At 58.4% G+C, this 19,456-nt stretch carries 17 protein-coding genes and 4 pseudogenes; 10 read left to right on the forward strand and 11 right to left on the reverse strand.

The features are described from left to right. Positions 1–185: 185 nt before the first annotated feature. Positions 186–1,118, reverse strand: a complete 933-nt coding sequence (locus tag JN280_RS34480) for an isopenicillin N synthase family dioxygenase (RefSeq protein WP_202308753.1) — start codon at positions 1,116–1,118, stop codon at positions 186–188. 534 nt (positions 1,119–1,652) lie between these two features. Beyond that, positions 1,653–3,350 (reverse strand): GMC family oxidoreductase, encoded by a 1,698-nt coding sequence (locus JN280_RS34485; protein WP_202308754.1) that lies wholly within the window; start codon positions 3,348–3,350, stop codon positions 1,653–1,655. 506 nt (positions 3,351–3,856) lie between these two features. On the opposite strand from JN280_RS34485, the pseudogene JN280_RS34490 reads away from it, so the two are divergent. The 3 genes and pseudogenes from JN280_RS34490 to JN280_RS34500 all read left to right on the forward strand — a co-directional run. Beyond that, positions 3,857–4,409, forward strand: a pseudogene (locus JN280_RS34490) (ISAs1 family transposase). Positions 4,410–4,758: 349 nt separating this feature from the next. Next, complete coding sequence (locus JN280_RS34495) at positions 4,759–5,511, forward strand: hypothetical protein (RefSeq protein ID WP_244742512.1); 753 nt, start codon at positions 4,759–4,761, stop codon at positions 5,509–5,511. Positions 5,512–6,104: 593 nt separating this feature from the next. Then, positions 6,105–6,347 (forward strand): annotated as a pseudogene (locus tag JN280_RS34500) (helix-turn-helix domain-containing protein); the annotation flags it as partial. A 927-nt stretch (positions 6,348–7,274) separates the two neighbouring features. On the opposite strand, the gene JN280_RS34505 reads toward JN280_RS34500, so the two are convergent. Both JN280_RS34505 and ectB read right to left on the reverse strand, forming a co-directional pair. Further along, on the reverse strand, positions 7,275–8,117 hold the full coding sequence (locus JN280_RS34505; RefSeq protein WP_202308756.1) for a 2OG-Fe(II)-dependent halogenase WelO5 family protein: 843 nt from the start codon (positions 8,115–8,117) through the stop codon (positions 7,275–7,277). Beyond that, positions 8,107–9,366: a diaminobutyrate--2-oxoglutarate transaminase gene (gene ectB, locus JN280_RS34510; RefSeq protein WP_202308757.1), complete on the reverse strand. Its 1,260-nt coding sequence runs from the start codon at positions 9,364–9,366 to the stop codon at positions 8,107–8,109. The genes JN280_RS34505 and ectB overlap by 11 nt, the downstream gene beginning before the upstream one ends. Before the next feature lie 989 nt (positions 9,367–10,355). Here ectB and JN280_RS34515 point away from each other — a divergent pair. From JN280_RS34515 to JN280_RS34535, 5 genes are all read left to right on the forward strand, one after another. After that, a complete protein-coding gene (locus tag JN280_RS34515) occupies positions 10,356–10,676 on the forward strand; it encodes a HesB/IscA family protein (protein ID WP_202308758.1) in 321 nt (106 codons plus the stop codon). 26 nt (positions 10,677–10,702) lie between these two features. Next, on the forward strand, positions 10,703–11,164 hold the full coding sequence (locus JN280_RS34520) for an iron-sulfur cluster assembly scaffold protein (protein WP_202308759.1): 462 nt from the start codon (positions 10,703–10,705) through the stop codon (positions 11,162–11,164). A gap of 236 nt (positions 11,165–11,400) precedes the next feature. Continuing rightward, positions 11,401–12,036, forward strand: coding sequence for a 7-carboxy-7-deazaguanine synthase (queE, locus tag JN280_RS34525; RefSeq protein WP_202308760.1), 636 nt, complete (start codon positions 11,401–11,403; stop codon positions 12,034–12,036). Beyond that, complete coding sequence (queD, locus tag JN280_RS34530; protein ID WP_202308761.1) at positions 12,033–12,386, forward strand: 6-carboxytetrahydropterin synthase QueD; 354 nt, start codon at positions 12,033–12,035, stop codon at positions 12,384–12,386. Before queE ends, queD begins: the two co-directional genes overlap by 4 nt. A 4-nt stretch (positions 12,387–12,390) precedes the next feature. Further along, positions 12,391–12,606 carry a 7-cyano-7-deazaguanine synthase gene (locus JN280_RS34535; RefSeq protein WP_446720800.1) on the forward strand — a complete coding sequence of 72 codons (216 nt, stop codon included), beginning with the start codon at positions 12,391–12,393 and terminating at the stop codon, positions 12,604–12,606. On the opposite strand, the gene JN280_RS40070 is transcribed toward JN280_RS34535, so the two are convergent. From JN280_RS40070 to JN280_RS34545, 3 genes are read right to left on the reverse strand one after another with little or no spacing between them, the layout of a single operon-like run. Then, a complete protein-coding gene (locus JN280_RS40070) occupies positions 12,592–12,723 on the reverse strand; it encodes a hypothetical protein (protein WP_274609048.1) in 132 nt (43 codons plus the stop codon). The two genes, JN280_RS34535 and JN280_RS40070, sit on opposite strands and share 15 nt — an antisense overlap. A 1-nt stretch (position 12,724) precedes the next feature. After that, positions 12,725–12,937, reverse strand: coding sequence for a hypothetical protein (locus tag JN280_RS39775; protein ID WP_244742480.1), 213 nt, complete (start codon positions 12,935–12,937; stop codon positions 12,725–12,727). Beyond that, a complete protein-coding gene (locus tag JN280_RS34545; protein ID WP_202308717.1) occupies positions 12,934–14,028 on the reverse strand; it encodes an IS5 family transposase in 1,095 nt (364 codons plus the stop codon). The genes JN280_RS39775 and JN280_RS34545 overlap by 4 nt, the downstream gene beginning before the upstream one ends. 72 nt (positions 14,029–14,100) lie before the next feature. Between JN280_RS34545 and JN280_RS34550 the strand changes: the two are divergent. Further along, a pseudogene (locus JN280_RS34550) lies at positions 14,101–14,589 on the forward strand (7-cyano-7-deazaguanine synthase); the annotation flags it as partial. Positions 14,590–15,155: 566 nt separating this feature from the next. Here the strand turns inward: JN280_RS34550 and JN280_RS34555 are convergent. Next, positions 15,156–15,509 (reverse strand): hypothetical protein, encoded by a 354-nt coding sequence (locus JN280_RS34555; RefSeq protein WP_202308762.1) that lies wholly within the window; start codon positions 15,507–15,509, stop codon positions 15,156–15,158. A gap of 109 nt (positions 15,510–15,618) precedes the next feature. Here JN280_RS34555 and JN280_RS34560 point away from each other — a divergent pair, with 109 nt between their 5' ends. After that, the gene (locus tag JN280_RS34560; RefSeq protein WP_202308763.1) at positions 15,619–16,659 is read left to right on the forward strand and encodes a LacI family DNA-binding transcriptional regulator; all 1,041 of its coding nucleotides are present in this window, start codon (positions 15,619–15,621) and stop codon (positions 16,657–16,659) included. Between the two features lie 296 nt (positions 16,660–16,955). On the opposite strand, the gene JN280_RS39780 is transcribed toward JN280_RS34560, so the two are convergent. The 3 genes and pseudogenes from JN280_RS39780 to JN280_RS34575 form a co-directional block, all read right to left on the reverse strand. Further along, complete coding sequence (locus JN280_RS39780; RefSeq protein ID WP_244742515.1) at positions 16,956–17,156, reverse strand: XRE family transcriptional regulator; 201 nt, start codon at positions 17,154–17,156, stop codon at positions 16,956–16,958. A gap of 683 nt (positions 17,157–17,839) precedes the next feature. Then, a pseudogene (locus tag JN280_RS34570) lies at positions 17,840–18,029 on the reverse strand (hypothetical protein); the annotation flags it as partial. 223 nt (positions 18,030–18,252) lie between these two features. Next, a protein-coding gene (locus JN280_RS34575; RefSeq protein WP_202308555.1) for an IS3 family transposase occupies positions 18,253–19,400 on the reverse strand; the annotation gives its coding sequence in 2 pieces (ribosomal slippage) (positions 18,253–19,151 and positions 19,151–19,400; 1,149 coding nt in all). Positions 19,401–19,456: the final 56 nt, after the last annotated feature.

The raw sequence follows: 19,456 nt of genomic DNA on the forward strand, positions 1-19,456 counted from the left end.
CAGCACCTCAAAACAACCCGTTCAAGGCGTGGGGCAAAGCCGAATACCCCATCTAAACACGTAGAGGCCGCCGCGTTAGACACGTCGGCGGCACGAATTGCTTCTCGGAGAGTTCTTCTAGGGGATCACGTCGGCGTGTGCTACATCGTCGCCGTAGTTTGCTCGCGCTTCAAAAAGCCGAACACCTACTGCAACTCTCGCGCGCGCCCGGCGCCATTCCCCTTTTCCCATATTGACTCGTAGTTGCGGAGCATCATTTCCGCGACACCAAAGGTGTGATTACCTAGCCGGGAAGTCAGGCGAGCGTCGATGTCGGGATAGATAAAGAAGGGCAGGGAAATTCGTTCGGCCGGACCACTGTGCACCACCTGATGCGGCGTACTCTTGAACCGGTTATCGCTCAAGGCCTGAAGCATGTCGCCCAGATTGACCACGAGACTGTCGGGGAGGCTCGGTGCCGGTATCCAACGCCCGTGGAACCACACCTGCAAGGAGCGCGTAGGGAGTTCCTCTTGGAGCAGCAGCGTGAAGAAGCCATTGTCGGTATGCTTAGCGGCCGCGCCGCCAGTAGACGGGTACCGAATCACGCGTTGCAGAACCGTCGGCGGGCTGAAATGGCGTCCGAACCAGCCCTTTTCCATATCGAGCAGGTCGGCCAGCGCGTTCCCGAGCTGCGGCACAACCCCATTGAGCACGGTAGCCTGCAAGGCAAGCAGGCTACGCGCGAAACCAGGAGCCAAGGCATCATCCGGAAGGCGTGTGCGTCCGGCAAATGGACGTCGGTCGCTTTCATTCTCGATTCCGAGGTCGAACATTTCCTTTGGGTCCGGCCCGGCCTCGGGATGTAGCATTTCACCGTGCAACGGACTGTATCCACGGGCGGTGGTGGGGTAGACGTTTTGAAAGGCGTGACCATAGCGTTCCTTCGTAGCCAGTGGCAACGCGAAGAAGCGCCGGGAAGCGTCGATCGCTTCCGCGATCTGCTCCTTCGGGATTCCGTGCTCGATAAGGTAGAAGAACCCGTACTCCTCGCACGCCGTGCGTAATCGCTGTTGCTCTTCACGTCGCGTTGCATCGGATGACAGTTTCGCCAATGAGATTTGCGGTAGCGAAGTCATAGTCGCTCCTCCGTCGGTGCTGTGCCCTTGTGGGGCTACCTAAGCCAAAGCTTGTCCTGCATACATAGATCTATTATTTGTCGCAGTGAATATCCTCTAGATTACCCGGCCGCGCAACCCAAAATATACTAAGAATATGCGAAATTACTGTACAATTTATTTAAACGTCCTTTCACATTCGTAGCAGGCGAGGTTATGATCCCCTCGAGTTCAAGAAGTCCTGCAAATGCGAAAGCCTGTTCGTGATATGGGGGAAATCTGCCCAAATTTCACGCTGGACTTGGTGTGGACGGCGTACACGCAGCCCGTATGGCCTTGTGATGTCGATACAGACGCCACGACCGCCACGCTCCAGTGCGTTGGCAATGCGCAACAGCAAGCATTAGTATGCATGTTGATAGAGACGGAATTGCCAAACGCGTGTGAGTGGAAGCGACGGCAAGTTACCTCTTCGGGAATTGTCTGGCATTTTACAGCTCATAAACCTGGATCGGCTTGGCGAAAGATGAATCCGGCCACAACAAGTTTTTTTGATCACCTTTTCGCTGACGATTCCCGGTCTTCTTTCAAAATTGCGTCAGCTATCTTCTCAGCCGCCATGATCGTTGGAATGTTTGTATTGGCGCGGGGGCAGAACGGCATCACCGAAGCATCGGCAATCCTCAAGCCCGAAACGCCACGAACCCGGCCCGACGGATCAGTCACCGCAGCAGGGTCGGAGGCTGGCCCTATCTTGCAGCTCGAGGTCGGATGCCAGTTGCCGGTCACATTCTGTCGGACAAATCGATCGAGATGCTCCTCGTTGTTGATCAGATCTGAAATGCTGTGACCATCGGTTATGACATGCCTAATGAGGGCGCGGCGCAAGCGTGGAGAACTGTCCATGAGCAAAGCAAGCACCGAGGTGAGCCCGTAATTAATCCGATTTACCTTGCTGACCTGCTTCGCTCGTGCATTCCAAGCTGACGGGAACGGGTCGAGCGCGACCACTGACAGTGAATCCTGCTTCAGTAGGCGGGCCATGAAACAGAATCCCTGCTTCAGTCGCTCGGCGTCCCGCTTGTCACTCAACCAGTTGAAATCTACCTGCGGCTCTACGGCATGAGAGCGATCCTTGAGCACGATCGCCCCTGTCGAATAAGCTCGGTTGACCCACAAATAAAGGGAGCCGAGGCGCTCGCCTAGCGGATGCCATGCCGACTTGGCAACCCCCGATATTGCCATGTCCGTCGACGGGCACCCATTGTGGCCCGACGAGTAACGGGCGTGCATCTGAATGTGGCCGCTAACATCGGGCGCCATGCGATCGCTCGGTTTCAAATAGGCAGAAACGGCAATCCCTGGATGTTCTTGAAGGTTCTGGCCCACACCGCTTACATCTGCAACAACCGGAATACCGAGCTTTGTCAGTTGCTCGGCCGGGCCGACCCCGGAGCGCATTAATATGGTGGGCGAGTGGATGGCTCCAGCGCAGAGGATCACGGTCGAAGCGCGATACAACTGCTGGCCGAAGTTGTTTTCCGTCTCGACCCCCGTGATGGCGCGCCCTGAGAAGGCTAGACGCACGACCGTCGTTTCCGGCAAGATTGTCAAATTGGGTCGAGAGCGGACGCTCTCGGACAAGTAGGCCATCGCAGCGGACACGCGGTGGCCGTTTCGGTTGGTTAAGGGAACGACGGAGTAGCCGTCACCAAATGCACCATTGAAGTCCGGCCTGAAATGAATTCCCTCATTGTCATACGCTCTCGACACCGCTCGGATAAAGCCGGACCAATCTGATTGCCGCACACGTCTTATTGGCAGGGGACCAGCCTTGCCGTGAAATTCGCCGCCAAAATCGAGATCGCATTCGAGGCGGCGGAAGTACGGCAGGACCTCTTCCCAACTCCAGCCTGTTGCACCGCTTGAGGCCCAGTTATCGTAGTCTTCGGGGCTACCGCGGTTGGCCACCTGAGCATTGATGCTAGAGCCGCCGCCCATGACCCGGGCCTGCTCGTAACGGATGGGCTTGCGGCCATCCCGAACCGTGGTCGCGTCGAGTGAAGGCCATTGATAGTCAGGATTGAAGTAAGCACGTGTTGGATTGCCGTCCAGGATGTCGTCAGGGACGGCATTCGGGGGCGTATCGGGGCCAGCCTCGACGAGCAGCACGCGATGTCCATCAGCGGAGAGCCTGCTCGCCATGACAGATCCAGAGGAACCGCCACCGATCACGATATAGTCGAAAACCAACACAAGCCTCCCACCATCGGTATGATGCTCAGACGAAGGGATAAAAGGCGCTATTGGCGCTCCCCAGCAGAGGATCACTCGTCAGGCAGCAAAATACCTGATGGTTCCCCGGGAAATCCAGACTACACCCTAGTAGTTGGTGAGAGGCCGAGAATCAGCTAGGATGGAAAGCGGAATCAATGTCGAGATGGCTGCGTGATGACCGAGTCGCGTAGGGGCCTCCTTTCTGAGAGATCGTAATTGCGTTAAACTCAGATAGGGAAATTGCCGAAGAGCGCGGCGAGCCCTCAACGCCGACGCACGATCAAGAACCCAGCGGTTCCGCAACTATTGCCTATGACGCAGCGATTTCGTCAAGTTTAGCCGCTATCTCGCCAGGGCTACGAACTCGGGTTAGCGCACTTTAGGGATTGCGGTTGATCTGATTCCATGGGGCTTCGATGATTCGGAGCCCCTGCCATTACGATTGCCACCCTCTAAAGTGAGGCTGCTCAAATCCTTAGGCGCTGCTGGAGCATTTCGCCGCGATCGAAGACCCGCGAGAGCCATGGGGGATGGCGCATCTGCTGCCGGAAATCCTGCTTCTGGTTGTCTGCGGCACGATCTGCGACGACTATGATCTGATTGCCGATTGGGGCGCGGCGCGTCTCGACTTCCTGCGCCGCTACTTGCCCTATCATCACGGCGTGCCGGGCGGGCGCTGGCTGGCCACGCTGATGAACCGCATCGATCCCGGCCTGTTCTCGGCCGCCTTCACCTCATGGGTGCGACAGACATGACCCGACAAGCCGGACTTCGTCGCCATTGCCGGCAAGACGTCACGGCGCAGCCTCCGCCGAGCTGACGGCCGAACGGGCCGCTCATGCCGTGCACGGCCACTGGCTGGTCGAGAATGCTCTGCACTGGACCCTCGACGTCGTCTTCAACGACGACCAGTCGCGTCTCAGAAAAGGCCACGGCGCACTCAATATGGCCATGGTGCGGCATTTCGCTCTCAACCTTGTCAGAGCCGTCAGAGACAGGCACTCCACCAAACTCAGACGCAAAAAGGCCGGCTAGAGCACTGACTACCTCGCCGTAATCTCGGCGAACTACGCCGTTAAACTGGATTCGAGGCCCTGACTATCTTGCAGTCACCGCACCGATGCGACCTGGCCGATCTTCTTCCAGCTCGCGCCGGCGCGCTGCTTCACCCCCCATCGGCGCCCCGCCTTCACGGCGTGACGCTCGGACGAGCGACGATCCCGGAGCGGATCTCCCTATGTTCCGTGCGCTTGCTGTTCCTCATGCTAAAAGTCACTCCCGCCTATAAGCGGACGCATCAACTACCAGATGCCGTAGTATCGGTGCTTTGCCGCAAACTCTAGAAGCCATGGTGTGTTCAGCGCGCTGATTAGGGTGCATCGACATGCAGAGCAAAGTCACGACCCTAGAGCTTGCGAGGTGCATCTGTGCGGCAGACGAGTTCGGGCGCAAGATGGGCCTTCACATTACGATGGGCGACGATTTTGAGGCGTATGTTGGGATCACCAGCAGGCTTCCCGGCAAGTCACCGACGTATCCAAGCTTCCGCTCCGACTGTTCTGATCTTCCGCCTGGAAAGGCCTTTTGGATCGTAGGGCGGGATCGGGAAGGGAGAGTAGCGCATGTCCAGGCACTGCGTTTAGATCATCTATCCAACACAGACCTTGCTGAGCACCTTGGGTCGCTCAGAGCCTGGTTCGCGGATCCTAACCTCAAAGTCGGGCCCGGCTCCTCGTCTCGCTGCGATGCGCCGACTGCGCGCAGCATAACCGGGCTGGTCGCGTATCATGGCGACATCTGGTTGCGCGAGGACTTCAGAGGCCGCGGACTCTCTACCTTTATCGGTCACATTGCATTCGGACTGGCTTGGGCTAACTGGGCGCCGGACTTCATTTACGCGCTGGTTGCCGGCTGGCACATCGAAAAAGGCGTAGTCGATCGCTACGGCTATCTTCATTGCGAGCCGCACGGATCAGTCCTGCACTTGCCTGCGCACGGGATAGATGACGACGATTGGCTCATTTGGTTGACGCGAGACGAACTGTTGAAGACGCTTCTTGCTTCATCACTGCGGGCGCCCGGTGAGAGTACTGTGGCGACAGCCGACTCTCGATCATGGACAGTATCGCAAGACTGATCTGAGCCGGAATCAGATGAAGTATGAGGTCTCCTCGGCCCGGTGAATGGAGGTTTCCAAATACTACATATTCGAGAGCCTCTAACATCCGTGAGCTGCCGCCATTCCGGCGACGCTGCTGGTCCTGCGTAGCATGCTGGTCGAGACCGCATTGGCCATTGGCATCCGGCAGATTCCAAGAAAGCCTCGGACGCGACATATACGCGACGAGGGGACCGCCTCTTCAAGCGACGAGGGACCGGGAACTGAGGTTAGATTTTACCAACGCAATTCGAAAGGATTGCCCGCGAGATGTTCGTCCTCCCATCGGATTGGCAGGCGGACCAGGAGCGAAGCCCCTTATCAACCGAGTCGGACCGACTTTCGGGAAATCCCATTCACAACTATCCACATAAGATGTTTCACTATTTTGAAGTTGTGTAATATAATAAATAGCAATTTCACGTTCAGATAACCGTCCTCCGTGCTAGAACCTTAACGCCGACCTGCCAAGACGGCGCGCCGAGTCTTAGCCGCAGCTTTGTGCGCCGTTCACAATAGTCGGTGCAAACGGCTGCGGAGAAGAAGCTATGGAACGCTCCCAGATCGAAGAAGTTCCCGTGCTTTCCGCAAGGGAAATAGAGTGCATACTCTGGGCAGCCAGAGGGAAATCGTCCTGGGAGATAGGACGAATACTTAACAGGTCCGAAAACACTGTGAATTTTCATATAAAAAACGTAATGCGGAAATTGGACACGGGCAGCAGAACGGTCGCTGCTATCAAGGCGGTAAGCCTCGGGATTATTGAACTGGAGGAAGCGGTGACCGCCACTGAACTGTCCTCCGGCGATGATTAGAGTCTCGGTCTTTCCGTAAGGCCGCTGAGCCCCCAACCCGAATTGCACGAAGCCAGTTGCGCCAATAATCCCGTTATGGCTGCCGGGGTCTCATAGTCGAGCCACGACTGCGGCCTCGCAGTGCTGAACAACACAACGAGACAACGCCCAGAGGACGTGGGGAACGCGAGTTTTTCGTCCATGGCATCCTCGGGCCGGGTTGTGTTCACATTCATGAGGTGATCGAGACGGCTGACCGGGAGGTTTTGCGCTGCAGGCGCGGTCTGAACCGCATGGCGCAACTGCCCCCCAGTACATTGGCGTCTTGGCGACGCTTCTGCAGGACGGAACGGCCGAATAGGATTCGGGCACAGCATCAAGGCCTCGCGTATCGGGCAGAGGTCTATGCCGCCAGCCCACGCCATATCAGTTCGATCTCAAACCGCACGATGCGAAGACCGCGCGGATGCGGCCATCGCAGGCGCTGCCCGAAGAGACGCGCCTGATGCGGACAAAGCTGACGGTGCGCCTGAACTTCGACCACGTTGCGCAAGGCGATCCTTTATGTGCTGGAGTCCTCGGCCCATCGGCGTCTGCGCAATCGTGAGCAGCCGAGCGCACCGTTCAACGGGAGGTGGCGCGCCCTGATGAATGAGAAGATTCCGGCCCAACCAACTGGAGCGCCCTGCAGTATGCAACGCGCCGTCGCCTGGCGCTCGGCTGGTTTTGCATCGAGACGGTTGATAACGATCTCGGCCGCTCTGCCCCTGGCGGAATCGCGTGAGCTGCTTCGATCGTATGGTCGCCGCAGTCTGTCTCGGGAGGTTGAGGCGGTTGTGGCGCGGGAGGTATCGCGCTTTGCCCGCAACAGTCGCAGTTGGCAACAGCTCATCGAGATGTGCCGTCGATACCGTGCTGATCCACGGGTCTACGCTGCGACGTCCAACTTTAGGTCCACCAGAGCACAAGATCCGGCCGCGCAAACCCGAAAAAGCTGTTCAGCAGCACCCGACGCTTTGCGTTGCCCGATTGACCGGTGACCCCATGAACGAAACCGCCATCAAGTAGCGCGATATCTCCGGCCTTGAGTTGGAATTCGCGACTAGGCACCGCATCGAGATAAGCTGCGGAGTAGGGATATCCCGTGGTCTCCACACCCTGCGACTTTCGATCCGCGACTGTCGGCTTGTGACCCCAGAGCCTCAAGTTTCCACCTTCCTCAGGCATGCTTGGGTAGAAGTTGAGTGCGGCGACGGTGTTGTGCGCCACTGCAGAAAGCTCGTAGTCGTTGCCAGCACACAGGACTTGAGCGACGTCGTCGTGGGGGTCCAAGGAAAAAGTGCCCCTGCCAGACCAACTGAGAGCGCGACAAATATTAGCCTGACCCTGTTCTGAACGCGCCAGCCGCAATTCAATACCCTGGTTGTGAAGCTCGCGCTTTAATGCGTCGAATATTGCTCGGACCGGATCAACCAAATTCTCAAAAAGGGCGTCGACGTGAGGTCGCGCATCTTCCGATTCTGCGAAATAGGTGGCTGCATCCTTCCTGTAGTGGGATGCGCCGACAAGCTGTCCGGGGACGCCATCTTTACGCTCCTTGAGACCAGGACTACCAACAAAGTTCGTGGTAATCTCCTCGGCTACTTCGGTGCTGAAAGCTTGGCTGATGTGCAGAGCCGTGACCTCACCTTTCAAGACTGAGATGATCTCCGCAGTGCTGATCGAGCCGGTTCGTTCCTTGATGGTAAGAGGCGAGATGGCCGGCGTTTGAGCTACTTGGTTAGTCGCCATTGGTTTTCTCCTGTAGTGCCTGATCGAGGATGGCAATGCCGTGATCGAGTTCATCATCTGAGATGGTTATCGGCGGAAGGACTTTGATGACGTCGCGATTTGGCCCCGAGGACTCGATCAGCAGGCCGTTTTCGAACGCGACATCGTGCACACGGCCAGCAACGGCCTGTGACCTGCACTTGAGGCCGGCCATCAGACCACGGCCGCGCTTTTGTTCGATGCACTTGGGGAATTTCGCAACGAGGCGATCAAGGTGTTCTTGCAGTTTGACGGCCGTCCCCTCGACGGCTTTAGTAAACTTCCTATCGGACCACATTTTGCACATGGCCGCGGAAGTCACGAAGGCGAGATTATTGCCTCTGAAGGTCCCGCTATGTTCTCCCGGATTCCATATGTCCATGTCGGGGCGAATCAGAACTATAGACAACGGATTCCCTGAACCGCTTAGCGATTTCGAAAGACACACGATGTCGGGCTCGATTTCTGCGAACTCGAACGAGAAGAAATCGCCCGTTCGTCCCGAACCTGCCTGAATGTCATCGACGATGAAAACAACGTCGTGCTTACGGCAAATGCGCTGAATTTCTGCGAGCCAAGGTGCGGATGCGGTGTTCATGCCGCCTTCTGCCTGGATGGGCTCCAGGATGATTGCGGCCGGCTTTTCTATACCGCTGCCCGGGTCGCCCAACACGTGATCAATGTAACTTGCGGAATCGAAAGTTTGGTTCGGATAGTTCTCGTAAGGGACACGGATCACATCGTGGCGAGCAACGCCGCCAAGCTGTCTGGTTGACGCCGAACCCGACACTGCCAAGGAGCCGAGCGACATGCCATGGTACGAATTTGTGAAGGCCATGACACTCGAGCGGCCGGTATATTTTCGCGCCAGCGCCAACGCCGCTTCGTTAGCGTTTGTCCCGGTTGGCCCAGGAAACTGTATCTTGTAAGAAAGGCCTCTAGGCTTCAGGATCGACTCGACAAACACCTCGATGAAATTACGCTTTGCAGCTGTATACATATCAAGAGACGAAACAATATTATTATCGGCGAGATATTGAATTGCCGGCGCCATAATATCCGGGTTGTTATGACCGTAGTTGAGCGCGCCAGACCCTACAAGGAAATCAATATAGGGTTTGCCGGCCTCGTTCCAGATTGTCGCCCCCAGGGACTTTGTAAAGACTGTAGGAAACGATCGCCCATAGCGACGAACGTTAGACTCGTAAGCTGCGAAAATGTCGATATCCATTAAAGGGCCTCTCTGTATGCGTCTTGCGATCAACGCTGCAGGTTCTATGTTCACGCATTCCAAACCATTGAGTTAGACGATTAGCTACGGCCTATCTCGGACTTAAAGCGAACGTATCATGGTCAGCGACTTGCATTCGCAAAGAGTCTGTAAACTTGTTTGACGAATCTGTTGCAACGCTTTGGCTAGCGATAGCGTGACAGTCAGTACCGCCTTGCGGCAACGCTATCGGCGGCGTTGTTGGCGGGGGCCACTGACATAACCGCACCGGTTTTTCCAGCATGACTGCAACCACGATGCTTGGGTATTTCTCTATGTCGGCCGTGACGGGATCCTTGCCGACGAGTAGCTGTGACAGATAGCGATTTCTCTCCTTCGATGTGACGGCGAGACCGGTGCTCGCTCGAGTTTCGTTTTGGAACGCGGACGAGCCAGACCGCGATTTGCGATAGAACTGGAACTGACCGCGGCCTCTAATCGAGGCCGTGGCCGCCGTGCCGGTGATTGGGCTGTTCCGTGGGCGGCGCGTTGGCCCACCTGGCTTGACGGCATTTACAATGCCTCAGTCGGCCCTCGCGAGATGACGGCCGCACTGCAGGCCACGGGCCGAGCACGCTAGTGGTGTTCGCCACCCAGGAGCTGACGCAGACGGCGCTGCTTTGAGAAGGCGCGATCGAAGCGGTATCGACAACCCCGGTGTTCGCAACCGCACCGGTGGTGACGACGGCGCGGCTTTTGGAGCGCAGCACAACTAAAAGTTCCCACCCGGTCTACATTCATATGATAGAAAACGCTGGCTCAGGCGACGACACTGGCGATTTGTCCGATGCCGCTTTCTGTGCGCAAGGTTTCACTCTGTCCGACATCCGACAATTGTTGGATGTCAGACAGGGCCCCAAATCCGCTAACCAGTGCCTTATATTGAATTTTTCTCTCTGGCACGTTCTGTGCAGTGCGACTTGCGAATGCATCAGCAAGAAAATAGTCCCATGATCACACTCACTGAAAACGCCGTCGCCGCCGTCAAGGCCGCGCTTTCCCGCGCCGACGAACCGGCGGAAGGCTTTCGCATCAAGGTCGAGGCGGGCGGCTGCGCCGGCTTCAAATACCTGATGGGTCTGGAAAGCGTCTCGCGGGAGGGCGATGCCATCATGGAGACGGACGGGTTCAAGGTGTTCGTCGACGCAAACTCCCAGCCCCATCTCGCCGGCATGACCGTTGACTTCGTCACGGACCTGGAGTCCTCGGGCTTTGTCTTCGACAATCCCAATGCGGGGGACAAATGCGCCTGCGGCAAGGCCTTCGGCTAGCCGCCATAACGACAAGGATCGGCGCCATGCGGGATGACACCGACAACGTTTACCTCTTCAGCGACAAGGTCTATTTCATCAACCCGAACAATGTCGGCGCTTTGGACACCCCCAATGCGGCCGGCGAGGTCGGCGCCGTCGCCTGCGGCGGTGGGCTTAAATTGACGATGGGTTTCGACCGTAAGACGCAAACGATCACCGCCGCAACGTTCCAGACCTTCGGCCGCGGCTCGGCCATAACCGCTTCCTCGGCGTTTAACGAATTCATCGTCGGCAAGACCATCGATGAAGCCCTTCAGATCACCGATCAGGACATAGCGGGTTTTTTCGGCGCCCTGCCGCCGCACATGACATCCTCATCGCTCGACCGCCTCATCCTGGAGCGCGGCTTGCGGCTGATGAGCGAGTTCTTCCGTGCTGTGAGGCAGGCTTTCGACGAGACACCAGGATTCTCACGCCTCGTCCTCGTCAAGGCATCATCGCCATGAGCGACGTGATCGAACCATTTCTCGTGATGATAGGCTTCGAGGAGCCAGAGACCCTTCCCCGCAGCCTTCCCCCACTGAACCCTAATTCTGTGTGGAGTTCGGCCGAACGGGTTTTCGGCATCGGGCCTCGACGGTGGAACAAGCTGCACAACATGCCACATGGCATTCCTCACCTTTTGCCGCGTCTCGTCAGCCTGCAGAGACGCTCCCTTGCTCACTCGAAGGCCGCGTAAGCAATGCCATATGCGGTCAAGGAAATTTTCTACACCCTTCAAGGCGAAGGACGAAATGCCGGGCGGGCTGCCGTATTTTGTCGTTTCGCCGGCTGTAACCTTTGGTCGGGACGTGAAAGCGACCGGGCAACCGCATTCTGCGGATTCTGCGACACCGATTTCGTTGGGGTAGATGGCTCCAGTGGCGGGCATTTTGCCACCGCGCGGGAGCTTGCGTTGGCGGTCGAACAAGCCTGGCGCGGGTCGGGAACTGGGCAGCGTCTTGTCGTGCTCACCGGAGGGGAACCCCTTCTCCAGATCGATGAAGAACTCCTTGAAGCGCTGCATTCCTTGGCGTTTGAAGTTGCCGTGGAGACAAACGGTACCATCCCCACACCCGCCGGCATCGACTGGCTGTGCGTCAGTCCGAAATGCAATGCACGCCTCGTGGTCATGGCAGGGGACGAGCTAAAACTTGTATATCCTCAGATTGGCGCGGAGCCCGAACATTTCGAAGTTCTCGCGTTTGAGCACCTTTTGCTTCAGCCGATGGACGGACCCGAGCGCGAGGCGAATACGGCCGCCGCAGTGGCCTATTGTCTTGCCAACCCACGTTGGCGTTTGAGCCTTCAAACCCACAAGTTTCTCGGGATCCCATGAAAATTACGCAAGCTTTCACCTTCGAGGCAGCGCACTGTCTTCCGCGCGTGCCAAAGACCCATCGCTGTCACGGCATGCATGGCCACTCATACCGTGTGGAACTGCGTCTGGGAGGGCCCGTCGATCCAGACACGGGCTTTGTCATCGATTTCTTCGATGTCGAGGCTGTGTTCGGACCGCTTCTACAACGTCTCGACCATCAGTATCTGAATGAGATTGAGGGTCTCGACAATCCGACCGCGGAAAACATTGCGGTCTGGATCTGGGTCCAAACCAAGCCGCTTCTTGGCCAAATGTGCTCGGTAACAGTCTATGAGACACCGCTGTGCTGGGCTGAATACGAGGGTTGACCCGATGCAACCAGATCCGGGAACCGGACTCGTCCTTTTCTCCGGCGGCCAGGATTCGACAACCTGCCTGGCTTGGGCGCTCGAGAACTTCGAGCGCGTCGAGACAATCGGCTTCGACTATGGGCAGCGGCACCGGATCGAGCTCGATGTGCGGCCCTACCTGCTCGGGCGCATTCGAACAGACTTTCCGGCCTGGCGTGGGCGACTAGCAGGCTGTTGAAGAAGGATCACGTTTAGCCTTGAGGATAGCCTCTTCGCCGTTGCGATAGGCGAAGGTGATGCCGATCGAGCCGTCGTCGAGCAATTCTGCGGAGCCGTCGCCAGTGACTTCGTCCATCTCATCGAAGCCGGCCCATGTGAAGAAGACCATTGAGGGCCCGTACCCGAGATCGAGGGCCGGCTTGCAGGGCGCCAAAGGCGATCTCACCGTGGTTGTCGGCCCCAATGGTGATCGTGGCGGGTCCGCCGAGGTCGAGATAGCCGCGATCCCACAGGTCAGCTTCGATGATCCGCCAGCGGCCGATCAGTTGACAGCCGGCAGGTGCGATCATGTCGGCACCGCCAGCAGCTTCGGCAACCGCACGAGATTGTAGGCGGCGGCGTTGAAAGTGAAGGCCCATCCGACGCGGTCGCGGCCACGCAACTTCGTCTTCGCCTGTCCGGCGACCGTCTTGATCCATCCGAACGCCTCTTCAATGCGCTTGCGAATACGCTGACTGACAGCATAGCCGCTATGCCGCGTCGTGCGCCCGTCGATCGCCGAACTCCGGCCGCCGGTGTTCTGCGCCACATGCGGCGTCACCTTCAGCTCATTGATGAAGTCCTGCGCGTCATAAGCCTTGTCGGCACCGAGTGTGATTGTTTGCGGACGGTCCGCACGCGGTTCGATCATGTGCAGGGCCGCCACCCGCTCGGCATGCCCGTCGGCAAACGTCAGGCAGGCGTCGACCAGAAGGCCATGGCGGTTCTCCATCAGCCCATGCCCCATGAAGCAGAGCTTCGCCTCCTTGCCCCGCCCTTTGCGATAGAGCCTGGCGTCGGGGTCGGTGGTCGAGGCGTGCGTCTCGTTCGATCGCCTCTCGCCGTGGAAGTCCGCTTCCGCATTGCGTCCGCCGCCGTCTGCCGGCGGCTCGCCATGACCACCGCTTGGGCCGTCCTTCGGCTTGACGCTCTTCATCGACGCCCAGGCCTCGATCAGCGTGCCGTCGACCGAGAAGTGATCCGTCGACAGAAGCTTCTTCACCTTGGGTTGCGCCAGCACCGCCGCCAGGAACTTTGCAGCGATGTCGCCCTCCAGCAGCCGGTCACGGTTCTTGGAGAACACCGAATGATCCCAGGCCGCATCGTCGACGCCAATCCCGACGAACCAGCGGAACAGAAGGTCGTATTCCAGCCGCTCCATCAACAGCCGCTCCGAGCGGATCGAGTAGAACGCCTGCAGCAGCATCGCTCGCAGCAGCTTCTCCGGTGGGATCGACGGCCGCCCAATCGGCGAGTACAGCGCCGCAAACTCCCGCTCCAACGCCGAAAGCGCCTCATTCACAATCGCCCGAATACGGCGCAACGGATGATCGCGCCGCACCCGAGCCTCGAGGTCCACGTAGCTGAACAGTTCGCCCGTCTGTCCGTCACCACCCCGCACGATTCACTCCCACCTCTTCGTGGTCAGAGTGAATCACGAACCTGAGACTGTCGCGAGCCCTTTTTCAACAGCCTGCTAGGCGAGGACCACATGATCGACATGACCGTGCTCGGCCAAATCAGTGATACCGCGCTCACGCGCGACGTCGAGGTCGCACTGAACGCGAACGGTCTAACAAATACCTTCGTGCCTTGCCGGAACCTTCTCGTGATCGGCGTGTCCGAGACGGATTGTTTCAGCTACCCGGATTGTCGAGATGACGCAGTTAAAGCGATGCAACTTGCCCTGAACCTTGGAATGGAGACGCGTTTCGTCATTCACACACCCCTCATGCGGCGCGACAAGGCGCAGACCTGGGCGCTGGCGGATTGGCTGGGCGGCGAGGCGCTGGTGAGGCTCATCTGCGAGGGAAGCCACACATGCTATAGCGGAGACCGAGAGCATAGACATAGCTGGGGTTTCGGTTGCGGGACCTGCGTCGATTGTGATCTTCGCGCAGCAGGATGGGAGCAATTCCGATCCCGCAAAGAGGCACCGGTGGCCGCCCATGAAATGACGTGAGCGCCCAGATCCAGGCCGACGGTGGCAATCTGTTCCATAGATCGTTTCCTTCTCTTTGTGGTGTTCAGCACGACCAGGGTGGGCGCCTTCGATGCCGTTTCGAAGGGCTGTTCCATACCATCGACCTTGATGATCTTTGCCGTTCGCGTGGGTGCTGTTTGATAGGGGAGTTCAGCACCATGGCGAGCAAGCTGCGGTTGTTATCCTTAATCCCGTCGGATTGATCGTGGAGCGTACCGCCAAGAAAAAGGGGAGGTTGTGGTTTCGACGAGAGGCAGTTGATGCCCGAGCCTGCCCTTATCCTGGAGGATCGTCCATGCAGGTCCATAACCAGCATGGCCGCACCACTGGCATCATTGAAGCGACGAATGACGACCTCATCGGCAATCGATGCCGGCGCCTGCGTAAGCCCGCACGGGCGCAGGCGCCTGCGGCGACGCGATGTTGCGGATATCACCCCTGGCCTGCCTCGGTCCACTCAAAGGATTCCTGATAAGCGCCTTCGATCTGGCATGCTCGTGCGTCCAGTGAATGCGCGTGCCGCCTTGATGGCGATCGTCACAGCCTCAGTGCCGATGTTTGACGAAATGGATCTGCTCGACCGCCGGAAGGCAATCGAGCAGGTAGTTCAGCAAGGTCGATCTCATGTGCGTCGAATTGAAAAGGCGGCTGCCGTCACGAACGATACGCGTGACTGCATCAAGCGCCGGGGCAAAGCCATCCCAATGAATCAGAATGGCGAAATTGTTGTCGAGGTCCAGAAAGCACTGTCCGTTGACGTCAGCCAGATTGGCGCCTGCGTTGCAGCGCGCCGCGCGGCTTCGGATCGCACAGCCGCAGCGCGCGTGGTGCCATCGGGCGGGAGGCCGCGGGCGAACAATCTTGCCGATTGGCGTCAGGCGGCGCGGAGATTTCGTCAAACATGTTAGGCCTCTCCTCGAAGAATCCGGAGAGCTACGCCTCTTTTGCCGCTGACATGGCATTTGCACTTTGAAGGCGTCATTCACGAACTACATATGGAGGCGGCTGATGAACAGGCCAACGATCGCCGATCTGGCGAAAGCCGCGGGCGTAAGTGTTTCCACGGTCAATAGGCTCTTGCACGGAACTGGCACACTGCGACCGCAGACGGCCGACCTCATCTTGAACGCAGCGCAGCAGATCGGCTTCCACAGTTCGGGGCCGCTGCACGAACGCAGGCGGGACAATCTCCCGCATCGGCACTTGAGCTTTCTCATGCAGCAATCGCACCGGCCGCTCTGTCAGATCTGGGCCGAGGCGCTTCTAGATGCCTGTGCGCGACGCACAGATGCGGTTATTGAGCCAGACGTGCTCTTCGAGGACGACCCTTCCCCAGAAGCAGTCGCTGCCAATCTGCTCAAGATAGGCGAAAGCGCCGATGCAATCGCTGTAATCTCGGCCGATCACCCGCTCGTCGGTCAGGCGATTGATGAGTTGCGCATCAAGGGCGTTCCGGTGATCGCCTACGTGACCGACCTGTCCGCCGCCAGCCGGGCCGGCTTTGTGGGAACCGACAACTGGAAGGCCGGCCGCACCGCCGCATGGTTTATCAGCCAGACGTCCGGTCGGCCCGGCAAGGTCTTTCCTCTCATCGGCAGCAATCGTTATCAGTTCCAAGACATCTTGGATGCGAGCTTTCGCTCCTACATGCGCGACTACGCGCCCGAGTTCCACGTCAGCGAAACCCTCATGACCCATGAGACGCCGAATAACGCCTATGCAGTCGTTCGCAGGCTGATAGCGGAGGAGCCGGAGCTCAGGGGCATCGTTGTCAATGGCGGCGGCATTTCCGGCGTCCTGCGTGCTATGCGCGAGCTCGCTGCGGAGCAGCAGTGCAAAATCCGGGTCGTCTGCCGCGACATCGGGCCGGAGACACGCAAGGGATTGAGCGAAGGCTTGATTACGGCTTCCTTGTGTCATCCCGTCGACAGGATGCCTGAAGAACTCATCGACGTGATGCTGCGCATGATCGAACGCACGGACACGCGGCTAATCGGACAGCAGATTGTTCCGTTCGAGATCCTCACGCCAGAGAGCATTTGGACTTAAGAATCGGAAGAGCCATCGTCGTTCGGATAAGGTCATCCGTGCCGCTACGAAGCGACGACCGCTTCCTGGGAGGAAACTGGGCGCAAGGGCGGTTCGGCACTCATGACCCTCGTATCCACCGAAAGAGGCCAGGAGGACGAGGAGATGGAAATCCCCGAGGAAGACGATTCTGTCGAGAGCTGGACCTCACGCTTGCGCCAATGATTACTCTGGTTCTGCGGCGTTCGTGCCGATTTGCGCGGCTTGTGGCGCGCCAACCTTATAAGCGCGTCGATCGAGGCAGCGCACCGGGCGATCTATAGAGAATTTGCTGTTCGCCCCGTGACTATGGCAGATATGTCGAGCTGTTTCATCATAGCGAGCAACCGAGCCGTTTGGGCTTGATTTAGGCGCCGACGGTTAATGACGGCGCGGATCTCGCGGCCGAGCTTGGCTTTCCGCAATTCCTCTTCGGAATTGTCAAAGCCCAAATCCGCAAACAAGTTGCCGGTGGTCATTTAGCCGTTGATTCTTCAGTCATGACTTTGTTCCTTTCCCATAGTTTTCGCGATCGTGCGTCTCGGCCACCTTCAATCGCTGTAACGAGATCGACTTCGCACTTGCGCGTGTCCCTGCCCTTCTTCTGGAAGCAAGGATGTAGATCACACCAGCGACGCGACGGTATGGACGGCGTGATAGATATCCCGGTCTAGTCGTTGACCACCTCAAGGGTGCTTCGGCCGCCAAATCCCTTGAGGGGTTGACCGGCAGATGCTGCTCGCCATTTGTGCATCGTTGATTGCAACACCCATTACGCTGCAGACATCGACCAATCTGACTCCGCTCAGCTACAAAATAAAAGATTCGGGTCAAACAGCCGTTTTTGCCAAGTGATGACATTTTCGGATGAACGCATTTTGGACTGCACGGACCGTTCCAGCTCGGCACAAACCGTCTCAGCTACCTTCAATCGCGCTCTGCAAATCCACCCATCGAGCACTTTGGCGGTTCTACATCGATAATGAGCCCAGTTTTGCTTTTTTGAGGGGGTATCCCTCTTGCTTTGTCCTATCATGCAACATGCCGAAGCGAATATCCCGGTAAAACTTGGCTGCAGCGCATCGCGTCTAGCGCTCGCTGGGCGGAGCTGGTCCGGGTTGCGAAGCCCGGCGAGCGCGGATCGTCTTGGGCGATGTGGTGATCAGGCGCGGTTCTTGAAGCGCCAGGATTCATGTCCGATTTCGGTGATCTCGCAACGATGCGTGAGAGGATCGAGCAGTGCGGTAGTTGTCCCGTCGAAGAAGCGGCCGCGCCCGTCCCGGATGAGCGCCCGGGCGATGGCAATGGCCAGATGCGACTTCCCGTTCCGGGCCGCCAATCAGCACGCCATTGGACAAAGACTGTCAAGGGCATCTCAACCGCCGGGCGGCGGCTAAGAAGGAGAAGAGGTGATGGAACGCAAGCTTGATGACGTGATCGCCGCCCTCCCCGAGGAGCGTCGGGAGCGTGTCGACGCACGTTCGAAGAGTTAAAGGACGAGGTCGAGAGCCTCGGAGAGCTGCGCCATGCGGCTGGGAAGCCCAGTGGCCTGCTGCCGGTTTTTCGGACACCAGGTTAAGCTAACATCGCTTGTTCCTCGAACTCCACGGGGCTGAGATAGCCCAGCGTCGAGTGCCGTCGCCGGGGGTTGTAGAAGCACTCGATGTAGTCGAACACATCCGCCCTGGCGTCGTCCCTCGTCCTGTAGACCTTGCGGGCTGTCCGTTCGGTCTTAAGCGACGAGAAAAAGCTCTCCATCGCGGCATTGTCCCAGACGTTGCCCGACCGGCTCATCGAACAGGTGATGCCGTGGTCGGCCATCAGGCGCTGGAACTGCTCGCTGGTGTATTGCGATCCCTGGTCCGAATGATGCAGCAGGCTGTCCGGCTTGCCTCGGCGCCAGATCGCCATGATGAGGGCGTCGGTCACGAGCTGGGCCGTCATCTCCGCCTTCATCGCCCAGCCGACGACACGGCGGGAGAACAGATCGACGACGGCGGCAACGTAGAGCCAGCCTTCGGCGGTCCAGATGTAGGTGAAGTCGGCGATCCACTTCTGGTTCGGGGCCGCTGCCTCGAAGGCGCGGTCGAGGAGGTTGTCCGACACTGCCGCTCGCTCGCCAATGTCCTTCGGCAGCCCACGGCGGCGCGGCCGGGCACGCAGCCCGTTCTCACGCATGAGCCTCTCGACACGATGAAGGCCGCAGGAGAAGCCTTCAGCCAGAACGTCGTGCCAGACGCGGCGAGCGCCATAGGTGCGGTCGCTGCTTTTGAAGCTGCGATCGATCTTCGTCACCAGGACTTCGTCGTGCCGAGCGCGAGCGCTGGGGCTGCGGTTGAGCCAGGCATGGAAGCCCGAGCGGGAGACATCCAGCGCACTGCACAGCCATGCCACCGGCCAGATCGAACGGTGCCTCGCGATGAAAGCGAACCTCATATCGCTTCCCTCGCGAAGTAGGCTGCGGCCTTTTTTAGGATGTCGCGCTCCGCCTTCAGCTTCGCCACTTCCTTGCGCAGCCGATCGATCTCAAGCTGCTCCGGCTTCATCTGCCCATGGCCGGGAAAGGCATGCTGCGGATCGGTCGACAGCTCGCGCACCCATTTGCGCAGCACGTTCTCGTGGAGATCAAGATCGCGCGCCGCCTGAGCAACCGCAACGCCCCGATCCTTCACCAGCCTCACCGCCTCAAGCTTGAACTCGCGGCTGAACTTCCTTCTTCGCATTCCCACTCTCCAGTTCCGTTAAACACCTTATCTCGGTGTCCACGAAACCGGCAGCA

Source organism: Mesorhizobium sp. L-8-10 (assembly GCF_016756635.1).
Taxonomy (GTDB): domain Bacteria; phylum Pseudomonadota; class Alphaproteobacteria; order Rhizobiales; family Rhizobiaceae.

Bases quoted from the DNA above. Each gene is read 5' to 3' on its own strand.
- JN280_RS34495 (WP_244742512.1), top strand. From the start codon at position 4,759: ATGCAGAGCAAAGTCACGACCCTAGAGCTTGCGAGGTGCATCTGTGCG.
- ectB (WP_202308757.1), bottom strand. From the start codon at position 9,366: ATGGATATCGACATTTTCGCAGCTTACGAGTCTAACGTTCGTCGCTAT.
- queD (WP_202308761.1), top strand. From the start codon at position 12,033: ATGAAAATTACGCAAGCTTTCACCTTCGAGGCAGCGCACTGTCTTCCG.
- JN280_RS34505 (WP_202308756.1), bottom strand. From the start codon at position 8,117: ATGGCGACTAACCAAGTAGCTCAAACGCCGGCCATCTCGCCTCTTACC.
- JN280_RS34515 (WP_202308758.1), top strand. From the start codon at position 10,356: ATGATCACACTCACTGAAAACGCCGTCGCCGCCGTCAAGGCCGCGCTT.
- JN280_RS40070 (WP_274609048.1), bottom strand. From the start codon at position 12,723: ATGGACGAAGTCACTGGCGACGGCTCCGCAGAATTGCTCGACGACGGC.
- JN280_RS39775 (WP_244742480.1), bottom strand. From the start codon at position 12,937: ATGATCGCACCTGCCGGCTGTCAACTGATCGGCCGCTGGCGGATCATC.
- JN280_RS34535 (WP_446720800.1), top strand. From the start codon at position 12,391: ATGCAACCAGATCCGGGAACCGGACTCGTCCTTTTCTCCGGCGGCCAG.
- JN280_RS34560 (WP_202308763.1), top strand. From the start codon at position 15,619: ATGAACAGGCCAACGATCGCCGATCTGGCGAAAGCCGCGGGCGTAAGT.
- JN280_RS39780 (WP_244742515.1), bottom strand. From the start codon at position 17,156: ATGACCACCGGCAACTTGTTTGCGGATTTGGGCTTTGACAATTCCGAA.
- JN280_RS34520 (WP_202308759.1), top strand. From the start codon at position 10,703: ATGCGGGATGACACCGACAACGTTTACCTCTTCAGCGACAAGGTCTAT.
- JN280_RS34480 (WP_202308753.1), bottom strand. From the start codon at position 1,118: ATGACTTCGCTACCGCAAATCTCATTGGCGAAACTGTCATCCGATGCA.
- queE (WP_202308760.1), top strand. From the start codon at position 11,401: ATGCCATATGCGGTCAAGGAAATTTTCTACACCCTTCAAGGCGAAGGA.